Origin of the sequence: Kribbella sp. NPDC048928 (assembly GCF_043197975.1) — a bacterium.
Classification (GTDB): domain Bacteria; phylum Actinomycetota; class Actinomycetes; order Propionibacteriales; family Kribbellaceae; genus Kribbella.
The window spans coordinates 356,627-371,901 of sequence record NZ_JBICUC010000004.1; the positions used below are offsets into that span (position 1 = coordinate 356,627).

Genomic DNA, 15,275 nt, shown 5'->3' on the forward strand with positions numbered 1-15,275 from the left:
CAGTGAGCAGATCACTCACGAGACTTCCGGCGCCCCTCTGGTGCGGAGTCACCTAGAGATTACAGTCCGGCGATCTCCTGGACCAGCCATCGGCCGCCGTTTCGGACCATTGTGAACCGGGTCCGGTTCAGGTCCACCCGGGGACTACCCTTCGTGATCGTGCTGGTGGTGGTCTGGTTCACGAAGATGATCAGCGTGACCCGGTCGGCGTCGCCGTCGCGGACCGCGACCTCGCGGACGTCGGCCTTCACCGTGGCCTTGGTCTTGGTGGCCAGCTCGCCGGCCACCTTCGCGGTCGCGTCGAACTTCGCGGCGAAGTCCGGGGTCATCGTCGCCCGTGCCGCGGCGAAGCTTTTGTCCAGGTCACGGTAGTCATAGCTGAGCGCGGTCTCGGCCGCCTTCCGGCCGGCCACCGATGCCTGGTCACGGGCGTCCTCGGCCTGCTTGCCGTGCCACGCCTTGACGCCGAGCACCGCCGCCACGGTCAGTGTCAGGACAACGACGACAGCCAGGGCCGCGGTCAGCAGATTACCCAGTCCACGATTACTGTCCGTAGCCGAAACCGGCTCGGGCGGGGGCTTGGGTACGACCTTGGACGCCTCCGTTGTGGCCGGGGTCACAGTGTCTTGGACACGCTCCTCAGCGACCGGCTCGGTCTCGACGGCCTCGGACTCGGTGGTCTCGATGTCGGTGCGGTCGTCCGGGGTCTCCGGTTTGGCGGTCCGGCGCTGGCCGGCGATCCGGGGGCGATTGCGGGGGCTGCCGCTGGGACCGGGCATCAGCCCACCGCCTGGAGGTCGGCGGTCAGCCAGCGGTTGTTGTCGCGGACCATGTCGAGCTTGAAGCGGTACCGGCGCTCGGTGCCGGTGGTCGAGGCGGTGTTGGTGATCACGGCATCCACGATCAGCAGCACCTGGGCGGAGTCCTTGTCGTTGGACACCACACCGACCTCCTTCACGTCCCCCTTCGAGGTCGCCTTGTTCTGCACGATGGCCGTCTTCACCGCGGCGATCCCGTCCTGGAACTCCTGCTTGAACTGGCCGGTGGACTCGTCGGTCACGCGCTTGAGGTCCGCGTCCGACGTTTTGTAGTCGTACGTCGTGAAGTCCAGCGCCAACTGCCGCGCCGCCTTCATCGCGCCGTCGCGCTGCGAGTCGTCGGCCCGCTGCTTGCGCAGCGCCACCACCGACAGCGTCAGCCCGGCGAGTGCCACCACGAGCAGCACGCTGAGCGCCCAGGCCAGCACCAGCCGGCCGTTGTTCCGTACCTTCACTTGCCGGTCACCGGTCCGAGAATGAGTGCCTTCCAGGAGTCGCTGCCGAGCAGCTCCTGCTGTCCGCCGGTCGAGCCGAGCACGATGTCCGGCATGCCGGCCGTCCCACCCGCCTCGCCGGTCGCCGGGTCGTAGCCGATGCCGTACCCGGTCCGATTCAGGTTCCGCGACGACGGGGACGGCTTGTTCTGCGAGCCGCGGACGTTGATCCCGCTCGACGGGCTCGCCGTACAGCCGGCCTTGACGTTCGCCTTGGTGTTCCCGAGGTCCTGCGGGACCCGCTTGTCGGTACCGCCGTACCCGGGCCGGCAGGCCGGCGGGCTGAGCCCGACGACCAGTCCGAAGTGCGCGTCGTAGTGCCCGTCCGCGTTCTTCGCCGGTACGACGTACCCGCCCATCGCCACCGCCGGGTAGACGACCATCAACTGCTCGACGGCGTCCAGCCGGACCGCGGTCAGCTGGCTCACCGTCAGCAGGTTGCCGAGCAGCACCGCGACGTCCGCGCTGTTGTCCTTGATCAGGCCGGTGATCTGTGTCGAGGCCAGCGAGCCCTGGTCGATCACCGTCCGCAGACTGGTGTCCGAGCTGACCAGGGTGTCGGACAGCAGCGCCAGGTTCTTCGCCCAGGTCTTGATCGCGTCGCCGCTGGCCACCTGGGTGGCGAGCACGGTGTCGCCGTCGTTGATCAGCTTGATGGTCTGCAGTACGTTCGCGTCCGCGTCGTCGATCAGCTTGCCGGAGCTGTCGATGATCTTCTGCAGGTCGGTGCCCTTGCCCTTCAGCGCCGCACCGAGCTCGCGGACGGTGGTCTTCAGGCTCTCCTTGTCGACCGAGTTCACCAGCTGGTCGAGGTTCAGCAGCAGCTCGGTGGTGTCGATCGGGACCGCGGTGTCCTTGCGGGCGATCTTGGAGTTGTCCTGCAGGTACGGCCCGCCGTCGCGGCGCGGCTGCAGGTCGACGTACTGCTCGCCGATCGCGGACCGGTCCGCGACCACCGCGATCAGGTCGTTCGGGATCTTGAACTTCTTCTCGATGTCGAGGTTCACGTCGACGCCGTCGGGCAGCAGCTTCAGGTCACCGACCCGGCCGACCGGCTGGCCGCGGTACGTCACCTCGGCGCCGGAGAAGATGCCGCCGGACTCCGCGAAGCTGGCGCTGACCGTGTAGTCCTTGTCGACCACCAGCCGGTCGACCTGCGCGTACCGGGCGCCGACGAACGCGACGCCGACGACGGTGATCAGCAGGAACACCATCAGCTGGATCCGGACCGCTCTGGTGATCATCCGACCGCCCCCGGCATCAGTGCGCGGGCCAGGTCGGGATCGAGCCCGGCGCGCTTCAGCTGTGGTGTGCAGACCGGCAGCCCGAGCAGCGTGATGCAGCTCGTCGCGGTCGAGGTCGGGACCGGCAGCGGCGGCACTGCCCCGCTCTTGGCCGGCTGGGTCGGCAGGTGCACCGGGAGGCTGATCCGGCCGGTCGGGAGCGCGGTCGGGCCGACGGTCGGCAGGTTCAGGTTCAGCAGGCTCTTGAGTGCCTTCTGGGTGTTCACGTCCAGCGTGATCCCGAGGTTGGTGAAGTCGCCCTTCGCGGCCTTGGCGGCCTGGTCCGGGAACGGATAGGTGAACAGCAGCTCCAGCGACTTCGGCAGGTTCGCGCCCGCCTCGGCCAGCTTGGTCAGGATCGGGTAGAGCGACTGCAGGTTCGCGACCAGGTCCTTCTGGGCCGAGGTGATCACCCGGGTCGCGGTGTTGCCCAGCGTGGCGAGTGCCTGCAGCGTCTTGACCAGTGCGGCGCGCTGCTGGTCGAGCGTCTTGATCGACTTCGGCAGCGAGTCGATCGCGGTCGCCAGCGTCGCCTTCTGCGCGTTCAGCTTCTTGGCCAGCGCGTCCACCGACTTGATCGCGGTGATGATCCGGGCTTTGTTCTTGTCCAGCGTGCCGACGAAGATGTTCAGCTGGGTCAGTACGCTGCGGATCGCCGGCTCGTTCCCGGTCAGAGCCTTGTTCAGCTCCTGGGTGATGATCTGCAGCTGGGCGACACCGCCGCCGTTCAGCAGCAGCGAGAGCGCGGACAGGACTTCCTCGACCTCGACGTTGCTGGTCGTCCGGGACAGCGGGATCAGCTCGCCGTTGTCGAGCTTGCCGCGCGGCTGCTCGGCCCCGGTCGGCCGCGACAACGACACGAACTTCTCACCGAGCAGGCTGGTCTGGCGGATCGTGGCGTGCGTGTTGTCCGGCAGGTCGAGGCTCTTCGGCAGCTTGATCCGTACCTTGGCGACGTACCCGTCCAGCCAGACCTTCTGCACCGTGCCGACGGTGACGTCGTCGACCTTCACCGACGACTTCGGCACCAGGTCCAGTACGTCGGCGAACTCGACCGTGACCGTGTACGACGGCCCCTTGATCTTCGCGCCGCCGGGCAGCGGCAGCGAGTAGACGGAGAAGTCGCAGCCGGTCAGCAGCATCGCGAGCGCCGTCACTCCGGCCACCAGTGCTCCACGCTTGCTCATTTGACCAGCCCCCCGAGTGTCGGGTCCACCGGGTCGGGGCGGTTCAGCGGGGCCTTCGGCGCGGGCGCCCAGGGCGTACCGGCCGGGCCTCCGCTGACCGGTCCGGTGCCGGTCAGCCCCTTGATCAGGGGCAGCTTGGCGAGCGCGTCGAGCACCGGCTTCAGGGTCGAGCACAGCGACTTCGACTGGCCGGCCTGCAGCAGCAGCGAGCAGACGAACGTGGCCGGGTCGTCGAGCTGACCGGGGTTGATCCGCTGGTCCAGCGTTCCGAACTGCGGGTTGTAGATCCGGGCCAGGTTGCCCAGACCGAGCGGTGCGGTGTCGAGGACCTCGGCGATCGCGGTCTTCTCGTTCACCAGGATCTGCGACAGCGCGGTGGCCTGGGAGACCGTGCCCTTGATCAGGGTCCGGTTGTCCTTCACGAACGAGGCGACCTCGCCGAGCGCGGTCGCCAGCAGCGACAGCGCCGAGCCCAGGTCCTTGCGTTCGCCGGCCAGCGTGGTCGAGACCGCCGCGAAGTTGGAGTTGAACTGCTTGACCAGCCCGTCGTTCGCGGCCAGCGCCGACACGAACGTCTGCAGCTGACGGATCGTGTTGAACAGCGCCGACGAGTTCCCCGACAGGGTGCTGGTCAGCTTGGACACGTCGGTGATCGTCTGGTTGAGCTTCGCGCCCTGGCCGTTCAGGTTCTTCGCCGAGACGTCCAGCAGCCGGGCCAGCGCGCCCTGGTCGTTGGCGCCCTTCGGACCGAGTGCCACCGACAGGTCGTTGAGGCTCTGGTAGATCTGGTCGAGCTCCAGCGGTACGGCGGTCCGGTCGAGCGGGATCTGGGCCCCGTCGGCCATCACATCGCCCTTGGTGTACGCCGGCGTGAGCTGCAGGTACCGGTCCGCGACGATCGACGGCGAGGCGATCACCGCCTTCGCGTTCGCAGGCACCTTGTGCTTCGCGTCCCACCAGAACTTCACCCGTACGGAGCGGCCGGCCGGCGTGATGCTGTCCACCTCGCCGACCTTGATGCCGAGGATCCGGACGTCCGACCCCGGGTACACCGAGACCGCGCGCGGGAAGTACGCCGTCGCGGTCACGCGCTCGGGCTTCGGCCAGAGGGTGACGGCGCTGACCGCAATGATCACGACGACCACCGCCGCCGCGATCAAGCGGGAGATTGCGTTGATCCGCATCAGCCGCCACCTCCCAGGATCGGCGGCAGCCCGGGCGGCAGCACCTTGGGCAACGGGATCTCCGGTACCGGCGCCAGGTTCTGCAGGTACGTGTCGAACCACGGCCCGGTGCCGAGCGTGTTGGTGAAGACGCGGACGAACGGCGCCAGGCCCTTGATGCTCGCGTCCAGTGAGGTCTGGTTCTGCAGCAGTACGCCGAGCACCGCGTTCACCTTCTGCAGGGTCGGCGCGAGGTCCTTGCGGTTCTCCCGGACCAGCGCGGTGATCTGCGCGGACAGCGCCTGCGTCGACACCAGCAACTGGTGGATCAGCGCACGCCGCGCCTGGACGGCCTGGAAGACCTTGTTGCCGTCCTTCATCAGCTTGATCAGCTGCGCGTTGCGGTCGGCAAGGACCTTGGTGACCACGTTGGAGTGCTGCAGCAGCAGCTTGAGCTGCGCGTCCCGGGCGGCCACGTTGCGCGACAGCCGGGACAGCCCGGTCAGCGAAGCCCGTACCTCCTCGGGGGTGTTCTTGAACGTCGCCGACAAGGTGTCCAGCGCCTTCGCGAGCTGTGCGGTGTTGATCCGCTCCGTGGTGTTGGCCAGGTCGGTGAAGGCGTCCACGACGTCGTACGCGGCAACCGTCCGGGCCAGCGGGATCTCGGAGCCCGGCTTCAGCACGCCCGAACCACTCGGGTCCAGCTTCAGGTACTTCTGGCCGAGCAGTGTCTTGATCTTCATCTCGGCGCCGGTCTCGTCGCCGAGCTTCACGCCCTTGTCGACCACGAAGTCGACCCGGACGTGGCTGCCCTCGAGCTCCACCTTGCGGACCTTGCCGACCCGTACCCCGGCGACCCGGATCTCGTCGTTCGCCTTCAGGCCGCCGGCCTCGGAGAACTGCGCGGAGTACTTCGTCCCGCCGCCGATCAGCGGCAGGTCCTGCGCCTTGAACGCGGCCAGCATGATCAGCCCGATCACCGTCAGGCCGATGACGCCGATCGTCACCTGGTTCTGCTCGCGGAAGGGCTTCACGGAGTGACCCCCCTCGGCTGTTGGTGCGTAGCTCCGGTGTCCAGGTGGGTGCATCGCAAGGCGGAGGAGGTGCTCGATGCGGGTTTCATCGTGCGCCGACGACAACGCAGCGAGGCGCCCGCCTGGGCGCCGGAGCTGCGTGCCGAACAGTCGAGGGGGGTCACTTTGTGCACCTCGCCGAGTTCAGGTCGTAGGCGACCGGGATGCGGGTGCCGGTGGGCAGCGTGACGTTGCCGTCGAAGTTGCACAGGTAGAAGTTGAACCAGGAGCCGTACGACGCGGTGCGGGTCATCGTGTTCAGCTTCTGCGGCATGAACTGCAGGGTCTTCACCCAGATCGCCTGGGTGTCGTCGAGCGTGGTCGCGACCGCGCGGAGCTTGTCCAGGTCGGACTTGATCGGTACGCGGGTCTGCTTCAGCAGGCCGGCGGTCTTGGTGTTCAGCGAGTTGATCGACGTCAGCGAGCTGAGGATCGGGTTGATGTCCTGACTCAGGCCGGTGATGAACTGCTGCAGGTTCACCAGCAGGGTGGAGAAGTTCTGCTGCCGCTGGGAGACGATCTGCAGCGTGCCGGTCAGGTTCGTGATCAGGTCACCGATCACCTGGTCCGCGTCGGCCAGCGTGGTGGTCAGCGACGCGGTCTTGGCCAGCAGCGACTCGATCGTGCCGCCCTCGCCCTGCAGCACCTTGATCACCTCGAACGCGAACTGGTTCACGTCCGCAGGCGTCAGTGCGGTGAACAGCGGCTTGAAGCCGTTGAACAGCACCGACAGGTCGAGCGCCGGCGTGGTCCGCTCCTTCGGGATCACGCCGTTCTTCTTCAGCCGCGCGCCGCCGCCGACGCCGTCGGTGAGGGCCACGTACCGGTTGCCGACCAGGTTCCGGTAGCGCAGCGTCGCGTGTGTCGAGGCGTCGAGCACCTGGTCGGAGTCGACGCTGAACGACACCATCGCGAGCTTGTCCTGGTACAGCTGGATCTTGTCGACCTGGCCGACCTTCACGCCCGCGATCCGGATGTCGTCACCCTGGTTCAGCCCGACCGCGTCGGTGAACACGGCGCGGTACTTCGTGGTCGGGTTGAAGCTGATGTTCCCGATCGTCACCGCCAGCAGCGCGGTCGCGATCGTGGTCACCACGACAAAGATCCCGAGCCGGATCGTGTCGAACGTGGTCTTCCGATCGAGAAAGCTCATTGGGTGACGCCCCTCGGCTGTTGGTGCGCAGCTCCGGTGTCCAGGTGGGTGCATCGCAAGGCGGAGGAGGTGCTCGATGCGGGTTTCATCGTGCGCCGACGACAACGCAGCGAGGTGCCCGCCTGGGCGCCGGAGCTGCGTGCCGAACAGTCGAGGGGGGTCACCTTAGATTCACCTGCCCGCCGCGGAGGAGGGGGCCGACTAGCAGCGTGGTCAGATCCGGTACGTCGGTTGCCGGGATGCCCATTTTCGGCGCGACGACCGCGTCGACGACCTGCTGCTCGGCCGGCGTACCGACGCCCTGGGTGTCCATCGCGAAGCCAGGCATCGCGCGGTTCAGCTGCAGATTCACCGGGAAGCGCTGGTTCTTGTTGTGGTCGCCGATCACACCGTCGTCACCGGTGATGTACGGCGCCGGGTTCTGCTGCGTGTACGGACCTGGCTTCGAGCCCGGGTGGCTGTAGTTCTTGCCGACGCAGGTCGGGCCGCGATGGTCCTTGTACGCCGGGAGCTCGTTCGGCTCGTACGGCGTCGGCTGGTTGGTGATCAGCTCGAGGTTGATGTTCAGCCGGCCGTCGCGGAAGGTGTCGTTCAGCGCCGGGAGGGTGTCGGTCATCACCTGCAGGAAGCACGGGATCTCCGGCGAGTACCGCTCCAGCAGGTCCAGCACCGGACGGCTGACCTGGCCGAGCCGGATCACCCGGTCCTCGTTGGACTTCAGGAACGCGTCGCCGGTGGTCGACAGCGTCTGGACGTTCGCGAAGAACGCCTGCAGCTGTTGCTGCTTCTCGACGACGGTGTTGCCGGTGATGGTCAGGTTGTGCAGCGCGCGGACCAGGTCGGGCGTCGCGTCCCCGTACAGGTCCGAGACCTGGGTGAGCTTGGCGAGCGCGTCCATCAGCTTCGGGACGCTCGGGTTCAGCTTCTTCAGGTACGCGTCCAGCTGGGTGAGCGTGCCGGCGATCTCGGTCCCGCGGCCCTCGAGCGCGGTGGCGAGCGTGTTCAGCGTGGCGTTCAGGTCGGCCGGGTCGACCGCCTGGAGCAGCGGCAGCGCGTCGTTCAGCACCTTCTCGATCTCGATGCCGACCGCGGTCTTGTCCCGGCTGATCACATCGCCGGCCTTGATGTGCGCACCTTCCGCACCGGTCGGTGGCACGAGCGCGACGTACTTCTCGCCGAACAGCGTCTTCGGCAGGATCCGGGCGCTGACCGCGGCGGAGATCTCGCTGACCTGGTCGGGCTTGAGCGCCAGGTCGACGGTCGCCTCGTCGCCGTCCGTGGAGACGCCGCGGACCTCGCCGACGATGATGCCGCGCAGCTTCACGTCCGCGTGCTCGTTGAGCTGCAGGCCGATGTGGCTGGTCTTCAGCTCGACGTTCACGGTCTTCACGAAGACCTTCGCGTAGAACGCGTACGTCAGCCACAGCAGGAACACCAGGACGCCGATGAACGCGACGCCCAGCACCTTGTGCGAGATCAGTCTGGTCATCCGGCCAACCTCACGGTGGTCGTCGTACCCCAGATGGCCATCGACAGCAGCAGGTCGACGACGTTGATCACGACGATGGACGTCCGTACGGCGCGACCGACCGCGACGCCGACGCCCGCCGGACCGCCCGTGGCGTGGTACCCGTGGTAGCAGTGCACCAGGATCACCAGCACCGAGAACACCAGCACCTTGCCGAACGACCAGAGCACGTCTCCGGGTGGCAGGAACAGGTGGAAGTAATGGTCGTACGTGCCCGTGCTCTGCCCGTAGAACGTGGTGACGGTCAGCCTGGTGGCGAAGTACGACGAGAGCAGACCGACGACGTACAGCGGGACGACCGCGATCAGCCCCGCGATGATCCGGGTGGTGACCAGGAACGGCAGCGACGGGATCGCCATCACCTCGAGGGCGTCGATCTCCTCGCTGATCCGCATCGCGCCGAGCTGCGCGGTGAACCCGCAACCGACGGTCGCGGCGAGCGCGATGCCGGCGATCAGCGGGCCGATCTCGCGGGTGTTGATGTAGGCCGACACGAAGCCGGCGAACGCCGACGTACCGATCTGGTTCAGCGCCGAGTAGCCCTGCAGACCGACCTCGGTCCCGGTGAAGAAGGCCAGGAACGTGATCACGCCGACGGTGCCGCCGATCACCGCCAGCGCGCCGGTGCCGAGCGTGACCTCGGCGAGCAGCCGGAAGATCTCCTTGCGGTACCGGGTGACGGACTTGCCGGACCAGGCCAGCGCCTTGATGTAGAACGCCAGCTGCTCGCCGAGATGGTCGAGCGAGTTCAGCGGCTTCTTGACCAGGGTGTCCATCAGGGCCGACATGTCAGGCCCCCTTCGGCGGAACGAGCTGGAAGTAGATCGCGGTCATCGAGAAGTTCGCGACGAACAGCAGCATGAACGTGATCACGACGGACTGGTTCACCGCGTCGCCGACGCCCTTCGGACCGCCGCCCGCGTTGACACCCTTGTACGCCGCGACGATCGCAGCGATCGCCCCGAACACCAGGGCCTTCGCCTGCCCCTGCCACAGGTCCGGGAGATGCGCCAGCGCCGTGAAGCTCGCGATGTAGCTGCCCGGCGTACCGTCCTGGAGGACCACGTTGAAGATGTAGCCGCCCATCACGCCGACCACGCTGACGAACCCGTTCAGGAAGAACGCCACCAGCATCGTCGCCAGCACCCGCGGTACGACCAGGCGCTGGATCGGGTCGATGCCGAGCACCATCATCGCGTCCAGCTCCTCGCGGATCTTCCGCGAGCCGAGGTCCGCGCAGATCGCCGACCCACCCGCGCCCGCGATCAGCAGCGCGGTCGCGATCGGCGACGCCTCCCGGACCACGGCGAGGACCGCGGCCGAGCCGGTGAACGCCTGCGCGCCGAACTGCTTGATCAGGCCGCCGACCTGCAGCGCGATCACCGCGCCGAACGGGATCGCGACCAGCGCGGTCGGGACGATCGTCACGCTCGCGACGAACCAGGCCTGCTGCAGGAACTCCTTCAGCTGGAACGGCCGCCGGAACATCGCCCGGCCGGTGTCGAGCGCAAAGGCGAACAACGACCCCGCGTGCTTCAGCGGAGCGGTCGCGCTAACGGTCACGGGGCCTCCCAGTCTGGACTGAGGAGCGCAGGGAGCGAAGCGACTGGAGCGACGAGGGAAGACTGGGAGTTGAAGCCCCGTGACCCGCCGCGCGGCAGCGCGGCATCCAATACGGTCACCGCGCCCCCACCGTTGCAGTCGCGAACGAGCCGGGTGGCGGCGTGATGCCGTTCTCGCGGCACCACTCGCCGGGCGGGCGCTGGGTCGGGCGGAGCATGCCGCTGCTGGGCAGCTGCTGGATCGGGATCGGCGGCAGCGGCGGGAGCTCCTGGCCGGCCTCGGCGGCGAGCTCGTCGGCGTCCTTCTCCTCGGACATGCCGATCGGGCCGACCATCTGCGCGTTCAGGAACTGCCGGACGACCGGCTCCTCGCTGGACAGCAGCATCTCCCGCGGGCCGAACATGGCCAGGTGCCGGTGATAAAGCATGCCGATGTTGTCCGGCACGGTCCGCGCGGTGTTCACGTCGTGCGTCACGATCAGGAACGTCGGGCTGAACGCCTCGTTGAGGTCGATCATCACCTGGTTCAGGAACGACGTACGGACCGGATCCAGACCTGAGTCGGGCTCGTCGACGAGCAGGATCTGCGGATCCAGGACCAGCGCACGGGCGAGGCCGGCGCGCTTGCGCATCCCGCCGGAGATCTCGCCCGGAAGCTTCTTCTCCGCGCCGACCAGGCCGACCATCTCCATCTTCTCCATCACGATGGAGCGGATGTCGGACTCGGACTTCTTGGTGTGCTCGCGGAGCGGGAACGCGACGTTGTCGTACAGGTTCATCGAGCCGAACATGGCGCCGTCCTGGAACAGCACGCCGAACAGCCGGCGGACCTCGTACAGCTCGCGCTCGCTGCAGGTCGCGATGTCGGTGCCCTCGATGAACACGTGGCCCTTGTCGGGCTTCAGCAGGCCGATCAGCGTCTTCAGGAACACGGACTTACCGGTACCGGAAGGGCCGAGCATCACGCAGATCTCACCGGCCGGCAGCGTCAGGGACACATCGCCCCAGATCAGCTGGCTGCCGAAGGACTTGGTGAGACCTTCGACGCGGACTTCTACGCCCACCGGCCCTCCTCACGGGATGTCTGCTCGTCCCCGTCAACGGGGCAGTGGCCTAGGTTACGCACGAGTACGGTTTTGCGTAACCCCTGGAAGTCAAGCGATTGCGATAGTAACCATCGCCAAATGCAAGAAGAGCGGCCCCCTGGCAGGGACCGCCCTTCTCTACACATTCGTTACGTCCCGAAACGGAACGTAGCGGAGGTCACTTCAGGGAGACGGTGGCGCCGGCGCCCTCGAGGGCCTCCTTGGCCTTCTCCGCGGCGGCCTTGTCGACCTTCTCCAGAACCGGCTTCGGGGCCGACTCCACGAGGTCCTTGGCCTCCTTCAGGCCGAGGCTCGTGAGACCGCGCACCTCCTTGATGACCTGGATCTTCTTGTCGCCGGCCGACTCGAGGACGACGTCGAACTCGTCCTGCTCGGCGGCTTCCTCGGCGGCCGGGGCACCCGGCGCGCCTGCGGCGGCGGCAACGGCGACCGGGGCGGCGGCGGTGACGCCGAACTCCTCCTCGAAGGCCTTAACGAACTCCGACAGCTCCAGCAGGGTCAGTTCCTTGAACTGGCCGAGGAGCTCTTCGGTGCTGAGCTTCGCCATGATGGCGGTCCTTCCTGACAAATGGTGCTTGGTGATCACTGATGGGGTGTTGCATGAGCTGCCTCAGCTGTCTGCTGCGGCAGTCTCCTCGGTGCTCGCCTCGGCAGGTGCCTCGACCGTGTCCTGCACCTCTGCCACTGCGTCCTGCACAGCGGCCGGGGCCTCGGCCGGCAACTTGTCCTGCAGCGCCGCGAACAGGCGCGCGGCCTGCGACAGCGGAGCAGCGAACAACGACACCGCTTGCTGCGGAGCCGCCTTCATCGCACCTGCGAGCTTCGCGAGGAGAACCTCACGCGACTCCAGGTCAGCGAGCTTGCTGATCTCGTCAGAGCCGAGTGCCTTGCCTTCCAGCACTCCACCCTTGATGACGAGCAGGGGGTTCGCCTTGGCGAAGTCCCGCAGACCCTTGGCCGCAACCACCGGGTCGCCCTTGATAAAGGCGATTGCCGAGGGGCCTTCGAGCAGGTCGTCGAACGTGTCGACGCCGGCGTCCTTGGCCGCGATCTTGGTCAGCGTGTTCTTCACCACGGCGTAGTTCACGTCGTCACCGAGCGAAACTCGAAGCTGCTTGAGCTGCGCAACGGTGAGACCGCGGTACTCGGTCAGCACGGCGCCGTTGGAGCTACGGAACTCGTCCGTCAGCTCCGCGACAGCGGCTGCCTTGTCCGGCCTCGCCATGGGGGTCTCCTTCTATCGGCTTCCACGCCTCGGACCCCTGAACAAAAGAGAAACGCCCCTGCGCAGGCGCAAGGGCGTGAACATTCGTGCTTCACTTCCAAGTCACCTGCGCGGGCCGCCCACCTGAGTGGGACTTTCAGCTACCTAGGGCAGCAACCAGCGGTCTTCGGCAAGGTCCAGAGTAATAGCTGAAGTCACTCAGACAAAATCGGTCGTGGGTGCGGGGGAATCCAGCGGTGCATGGCGGTCGCCGCGGCCCAGCCCGTTCCGGCCATGATGACGATCGCCGGTCCGAGCCCGAGGAGTGCGGTCGCACCGGCCAGCAGCAACGGTCCGGCACCGTTTCCGGTATCCGCGAACAACCGGAACGCCCCCAGGAACTGGGCTCTGCCGACCGGTGGCGACGCGTCCGCGCCCAGCGTCATGATCACGCCGGCGCCCAGACCGTTCCCGATCCCCATCAGCAACGCGACCAGAGTCAGCGTGACGGTCGTGTGCGTCAGCGGCAGTAGGAGATGTGCGAGCCCCAGCACGATCATCGACGGTACGGCGACCCACTTGCGGCCGAGGCGGTCCATCACCGACCCAGCTGGATAGAACAGCAGCATGTCCACCGCACCGGACAGTCCGAAGATCACGCTGGTCGTCTGCGCATCCAGTCCGATGTGCAGCGCCCACAGCGGGATGACGACCTGACGCGAGGCCCGTACGGCCCCCACCAGCAGCGCACCGACGCCGAGTGTCCGCAGTACCGGGAAGTGGTCGCGGATGACGATCCAGGTCGACTGGGCTGCGACCGGTCCGCGCCCACGCCGGTGCTCGACGTCCGGCAGGCTCAGGAGAACACCACAGGCCAGTACGGCGGCCACCAGGTGCACCCAGTACGCGCCGTCCGTACCGAGGAACTTCATGACACCGGCACCGAGGAACGGGCCGATGAACGACCCGATGCGCTGTACGCCGCCCAGTGTGGACAGTGCGCGCGCCCTGAGCTCGATCGGTACCGCCTCGCTCAGGTACGCCTGCCTGGCAAGGCCCCAGACTGCACCGGCCAGCCCGGTGCAGCCGATGGCGATGGCCAGGCCCCAGACGTTCGTGACGAGCAGACAGGCTGCCAGTGCGAACGCTACGAGGACAGTGGCGGCCAGCATCGCGCTGCGCTCACCAATGCGGTTCGTCAGCGCACCAGCTGGGATGTCACCGATCACCTGCCCCAGACCAGCGGCCGCAACGACCAGACCGGCGACAGCGACCGAGGCGCCGAGGTGGGTGGCCGACAACGCCACGACGGGCGCAATAGCGCCCTGCCCGATGCCGTAGAGCAGTGCGGGCAAGTAGACAGCAGGTGCGATCTTCCAGAGAGTACGGGCCTGTGACATCACCGGCCGCCGGCCAGTGCCGTACTGCGATCCCGTGCGGCCGGGGTGGCCCCCAGCAGCTCCGACACCGACCAGGCACCGTCAGCGACCCGCATCCCGAACTCCTCCATCCGCTCCACCGGCATCCGCATCTCGGGGCCGGACACACTCAGACAGCCCGCCACGTCGCCGGAGTAGCCGAAGACCGGTGCGGCCACGCTGCAGATCCCTGCGGTCCGCTCGGTCCGTGACATCGCAAAGCCGCGCCGGCGGATCTCCGCGAACTGCTGAGCAAGCACCTCGGGGTCCGTGATGGTTGCCGGCTGCACCTGCTCCAGCGAGCCCTTCAGTACCTCTTGCTGCTGCTCGAACGGCAGGAACGCCAGCAACGCCTTGCCCGGCGCACCCAGCGGCAGCGCGACGGGCAGGCCGAACTCCGTGTACGTACGGCGCAGTTGGTGGTAGCTCTCCACCTGGTCGAGCACGACGCGCTGCCCGGACGGCAGCAACTCGTGAACCGCCGCGGTCTCCCCTGTGTCATCGCGGAGTGCACGCAGCACCGGCAGGGCAGCGTCGCGCAGGTCGGCCGGGATACCGCCGCTGTGCGCCAACTGGACGACCAGCGGGCCGATCGCGTACCGCCGGTGGGCGGTCTGGCGGACGAGCCCGTTCTCCTGCATGGCCAGCAGCAGCCGGTGCACGGTGCTCGTCGACAACCCGGTCGCCCGGGCCAGATCACTGATCCCGAGGTCCGGCGTCCGCGCGTCGAAGCAGCGGAGGATCGCCACCGCACGGTCGATCGACTGCACCGACCCGCGCTTCCCGTGTTCCTGCATGCCGAAATCATATCCCGCGATACGGGAAGCTGCGCGGGCATTCCAAAGCCCGGACCACCGGGCCCGGGCTCTGGAAGGGGGTTCAGCTGAGAACGGCGAGCGCGTCGATCTCGACGAGCATGTCCGGCAGCGGCAGGCCGGTGAACACGGTGGTCCGCGACGGCAGCACACCGCTCGGCGTCCGGGTCGACACGAAGTCGGCGTACGCCTCGTTCATCGCGGCGAAGTCCTCGCGCTGGGTCAGGTAGACGCGGAGCATCACCACGTCGTCGAGGCTCGCCCCGCCGGCCTTCAGGATCGCCTCGATGTTCTGCAGGACCCGGGTGGTCTGGCCCTTGACGTCACCGGCGAACACGAAGTCGCCGCTGGCCGGGTCGACCGAGCCCTGGCCGGACACCTGCAGGATGTTGCCCTTGCGAACGCCCTGCGAGAACACCGGCATCGGCGGCGGCGCGTCGGTGGTGGAGACTGCGCTCTTGTCGGACATCA

At 67.5% G+C, this 15,275-nt stretch carries 16 protein-coding genes; all 16 read right to left on the minus strand.

Going from position 1 to position 15,275, the window contains the following annotated elements:
• Positions 1–59 precede the first annotated feature (59 nt).
• The 16 genes from ACGFI6_RS19620 to ACGFI6_RS19695 all read right to left on the minus strand — a co-directional run bounded on the left by ACGFI6_RS19620 (position 60) and on the right by ACGFI6_RS19695 (position 15,273).
• The gene (locus ACGFI6_RS19620; protein WP_393120380.1) at positions 60–779 is read right to left on the minus strand and encodes a hypothetical protein; all 720 of its coding nucleotides are present in this window, start codon (positions 777–779) and stop codon (positions 60–62) included.
• Positions 779–1,273 (minus strand): hypothetical protein, encoded by a 495-nt coding sequence (locus ACGFI6_RS19625; RefSeq protein ID WP_393120382.1) that lies wholly within the window; start codon positions 1,271–1,273, stop codon positions 779–781. Before ACGFI6_RS19625 ends, ACGFI6_RS19620 begins: the two co-directional genes overlap by 1 nt.
• A complete protein-coding gene (locus tag ACGFI6_RS19630) occupies positions 1,270–2,556 on the minus strand; it encodes an MCE family protein (RefSeq protein WP_393120384.1) in 1,287 nt (428 codons plus the stop codon). Before ACGFI6_RS19630 ends, ACGFI6_RS19625 begins: the two co-directional genes overlap by 4 nt.
• Positions 2,553–3,782: an MCE family protein gene (locus tag ACGFI6_RS19635; protein WP_393120386.1), complete on the minus strand. Its 1,230-nt coding sequence runs from the start codon at positions 3,780–3,782 to the stop codon at positions 2,553–2,555. Before ACGFI6_RS19635 ends, ACGFI6_RS19630 begins: the two co-directional genes overlap by 4 nt.
• A complete protein-coding gene (locus tag ACGFI6_RS19640) occupies positions 3,779–4,966 on the minus strand; it encodes an MCE family protein (RefSeq protein ID WP_393120388.1) in 1,188 nt (395 codons plus the stop codon). Before ACGFI6_RS19640 ends, ACGFI6_RS19635 begins: the two co-directional genes overlap by 4 nt.
• Positions 4,966–5,979, minus strand: coding sequence for an MCE family protein (locus ACGFI6_RS19645; RefSeq protein WP_393120390.1), 1,014 nt, complete (start codon positions 5,977–5,979; stop codon positions 4,966–4,968). The genes ACGFI6_RS19640 and ACGFI6_RS19645 overlap by 1 nt, the downstream gene beginning before the upstream one ends.
• A gap of 160 nt (positions 5,980–6,139) precedes the next feature.
• Positions 6,140–7,171 carry an MCE family protein gene (locus tag ACGFI6_RS19650; protein WP_393120392.1) on the minus strand — a complete coding sequence of 344 codons (1,032 nt, stop codon included), beginning with the start codon at positions 7,169–7,171 and terminating at the stop codon, positions 6,140–6,142.
• A gap of 160 nt (positions 7,172–7,331) precedes the next feature.
• Positions 7,332–8,660, minus strand: coding sequence for an MCE family protein (locus tag ACGFI6_RS19655; protein ID WP_393120394.1), 1,329 nt, complete (start codon positions 8,658–8,660; stop codon positions 7,332–7,334).
• Positions 8,657–9,487, minus strand: a complete 831-nt coding sequence (locus tag ACGFI6_RS19660; RefSeq protein ID WP_393120395.1) for an MlaE family ABC transporter permease — start codon at positions 9,485–9,487, stop codon at positions 8,657–8,659. Before ACGFI6_RS19660 ends, ACGFI6_RS19655 begins: the two co-directional genes overlap by 4 nt.
• A gap of 1 nt (position 9,488) precedes the next feature.
• Positions 9,489–10,262: an MlaE family ABC transporter permease gene (locus ACGFI6_RS19665; RefSeq protein WP_393120397.1), complete on the minus strand. Its 774-nt coding sequence runs from the start codon at positions 10,260–10,262 to the stop codon at positions 9,489–9,491.
• Positions 10,263–10,377: 115 nt separating this feature from the next.
• Positions 10,378–11,325, minus strand: coding sequence for an ABC transporter ATP-binding protein (locus tag ACGFI6_RS19670; RefSeq protein ID WP_393120399.1), 948 nt, complete (start codon positions 11,323–11,325; stop codon positions 10,378–10,380).
• Positions 11,326–11,524: 199 nt separating this feature from the next.
• Positions 11,525–11,914 carry a 50S ribosomal protein L7/L12 gene (gene rplL, locus ACGFI6_RS19675; RefSeq protein ID WP_393120401.1) on the minus strand — a complete coding sequence of 130 codons (390 nt, stop codon included), beginning with the start codon at positions 11,912–11,914 and terminating at the stop codon, positions 11,525–11,527.
• 63 nt (positions 11,915–11,977) lie between these two features.
• Entirely contained in the window at positions 11,978–12,592 is a 615-nt protein-coding gene (gene rplJ / locus ACGFI6_RS19680; protein ID WP_393120403.1) for a 50S ribosomal protein L10, read from the minus strand.
• A gap of 194 nt (positions 12,593–12,786) precedes the next feature.
• A complete protein-coding gene (locus tag ACGFI6_RS19685; protein WP_393120405.1) occupies positions 12,787–13,971 on the minus strand; it encodes an MFS transporter in 1,185 nt (394 codons plus the stop codon).
• Positions 13,971–14,786, minus strand: a complete 816-nt coding sequence (locus ACGFI6_RS19690) for an IclR family transcriptional regulator (RefSeq protein WP_393120407.1) — start codon at positions 14,784–14,786, stop codon at positions 13,971–13,973. The genes ACGFI6_RS19685 and ACGFI6_RS19690 overlap by 1 nt, the downstream gene beginning before the upstream one ends.
• A gap of 82 nt (positions 14,787–14,868) precedes the next feature.
• Complete coding sequence (locus ACGFI6_RS19695) at positions 14,869–15,273, minus strand: RidA family protein (RefSeq protein WP_393120409.1); 405 nt, start codon at positions 15,271–15,273, stop codon at positions 14,869–14,871.
• Positions 15,274–15,275: the final 2 nt, after the last annotated feature.

Bases quoted from the DNA above. Each gene is read 5' to 3' on its own strand.
- ACGFI6_RS19630 (WP_393120384.1), bottom strand. From the start codon at position 2,556: ATGATCACCAGAGCGGTCCGGATCCAGCTGATGGTGTTCCTGCTGATC.
- ACGFI6_RS19685 (WP_393120405.1), bottom strand. From the start codon at position 13,971: ATGTCACAGGCCCGTACTCTCTGGAAGATCGCACCTGCTGTCTACTTG.
- ACGFI6_RS19655 (WP_393120394.1), bottom strand. From the start codon at position 8,660: ATGACCAGACTGATCTCGCACAAGGTGCTGGGCGTCGCGTTCATCGGC.
- rplL (WP_393120401.1), bottom strand. From the start codon at position 11,914: ATGGCGAAGCTCAGCACCGAAGAGCTCCTCGGCCAGTTCAAGGAACTG.
- ACGFI6_RS19640 (WP_393120388.1), bottom strand. From the start codon at position 4,966: ATGCGGATCAACGCAATCTCCCGCTTGATCGCGGCGGCGGTGGTCGTC.
- rplJ (WP_393120403.1), bottom strand. From the start codon at position 12,592: ATGGCGAGGCCGGACAAGGCAGCCGCTGTCGCGGAGCTGACGGACGAG.
- ACGFI6_RS19635 (WP_393120386.1), bottom strand. From the start codon at position 3,782: ATGAGCAAGCGTGGAGCACTGGTGGCCGGAGTGACGGCGCTCGCGATG.
- ACGFI6_RS19620 (WP_393120380.1), bottom strand. From the start codon at position 779: ATGCCCGGTCCCAGCGGCAGCCCCCGCAATCGCCCCCGGATCGCCGGC.
- ACGFI6_RS19690 (WP_393120407.1), bottom strand. From the start codon at position 14,786: ATGCAGGAACACGGGAAGCGCGGGTCGGTGCAGTCGATCGACCGTGCG.
- ACGFI6_RS19650 (WP_393120392.1), bottom strand. From the start codon at position 7,171: ATGAGCTTTCTCGATCGGAAGACCACGTTCGACACGATCCGGCTCGGG.
- ACGFI6_RS19660 (WP_393120395.1), bottom strand. From the start codon at position 9,487: ATGTCGGCCCTGATGGACACCCTGGTCAAGAAGCCGCTGAACTCGCTC.
- ACGFI6_RS19695 (WP_393120409.1), bottom strand. From the start codon at position 15,273: ATGTCCGACAAGAGCGCAGTCTCCACCACCGACGCGCCGCCGCCGATG.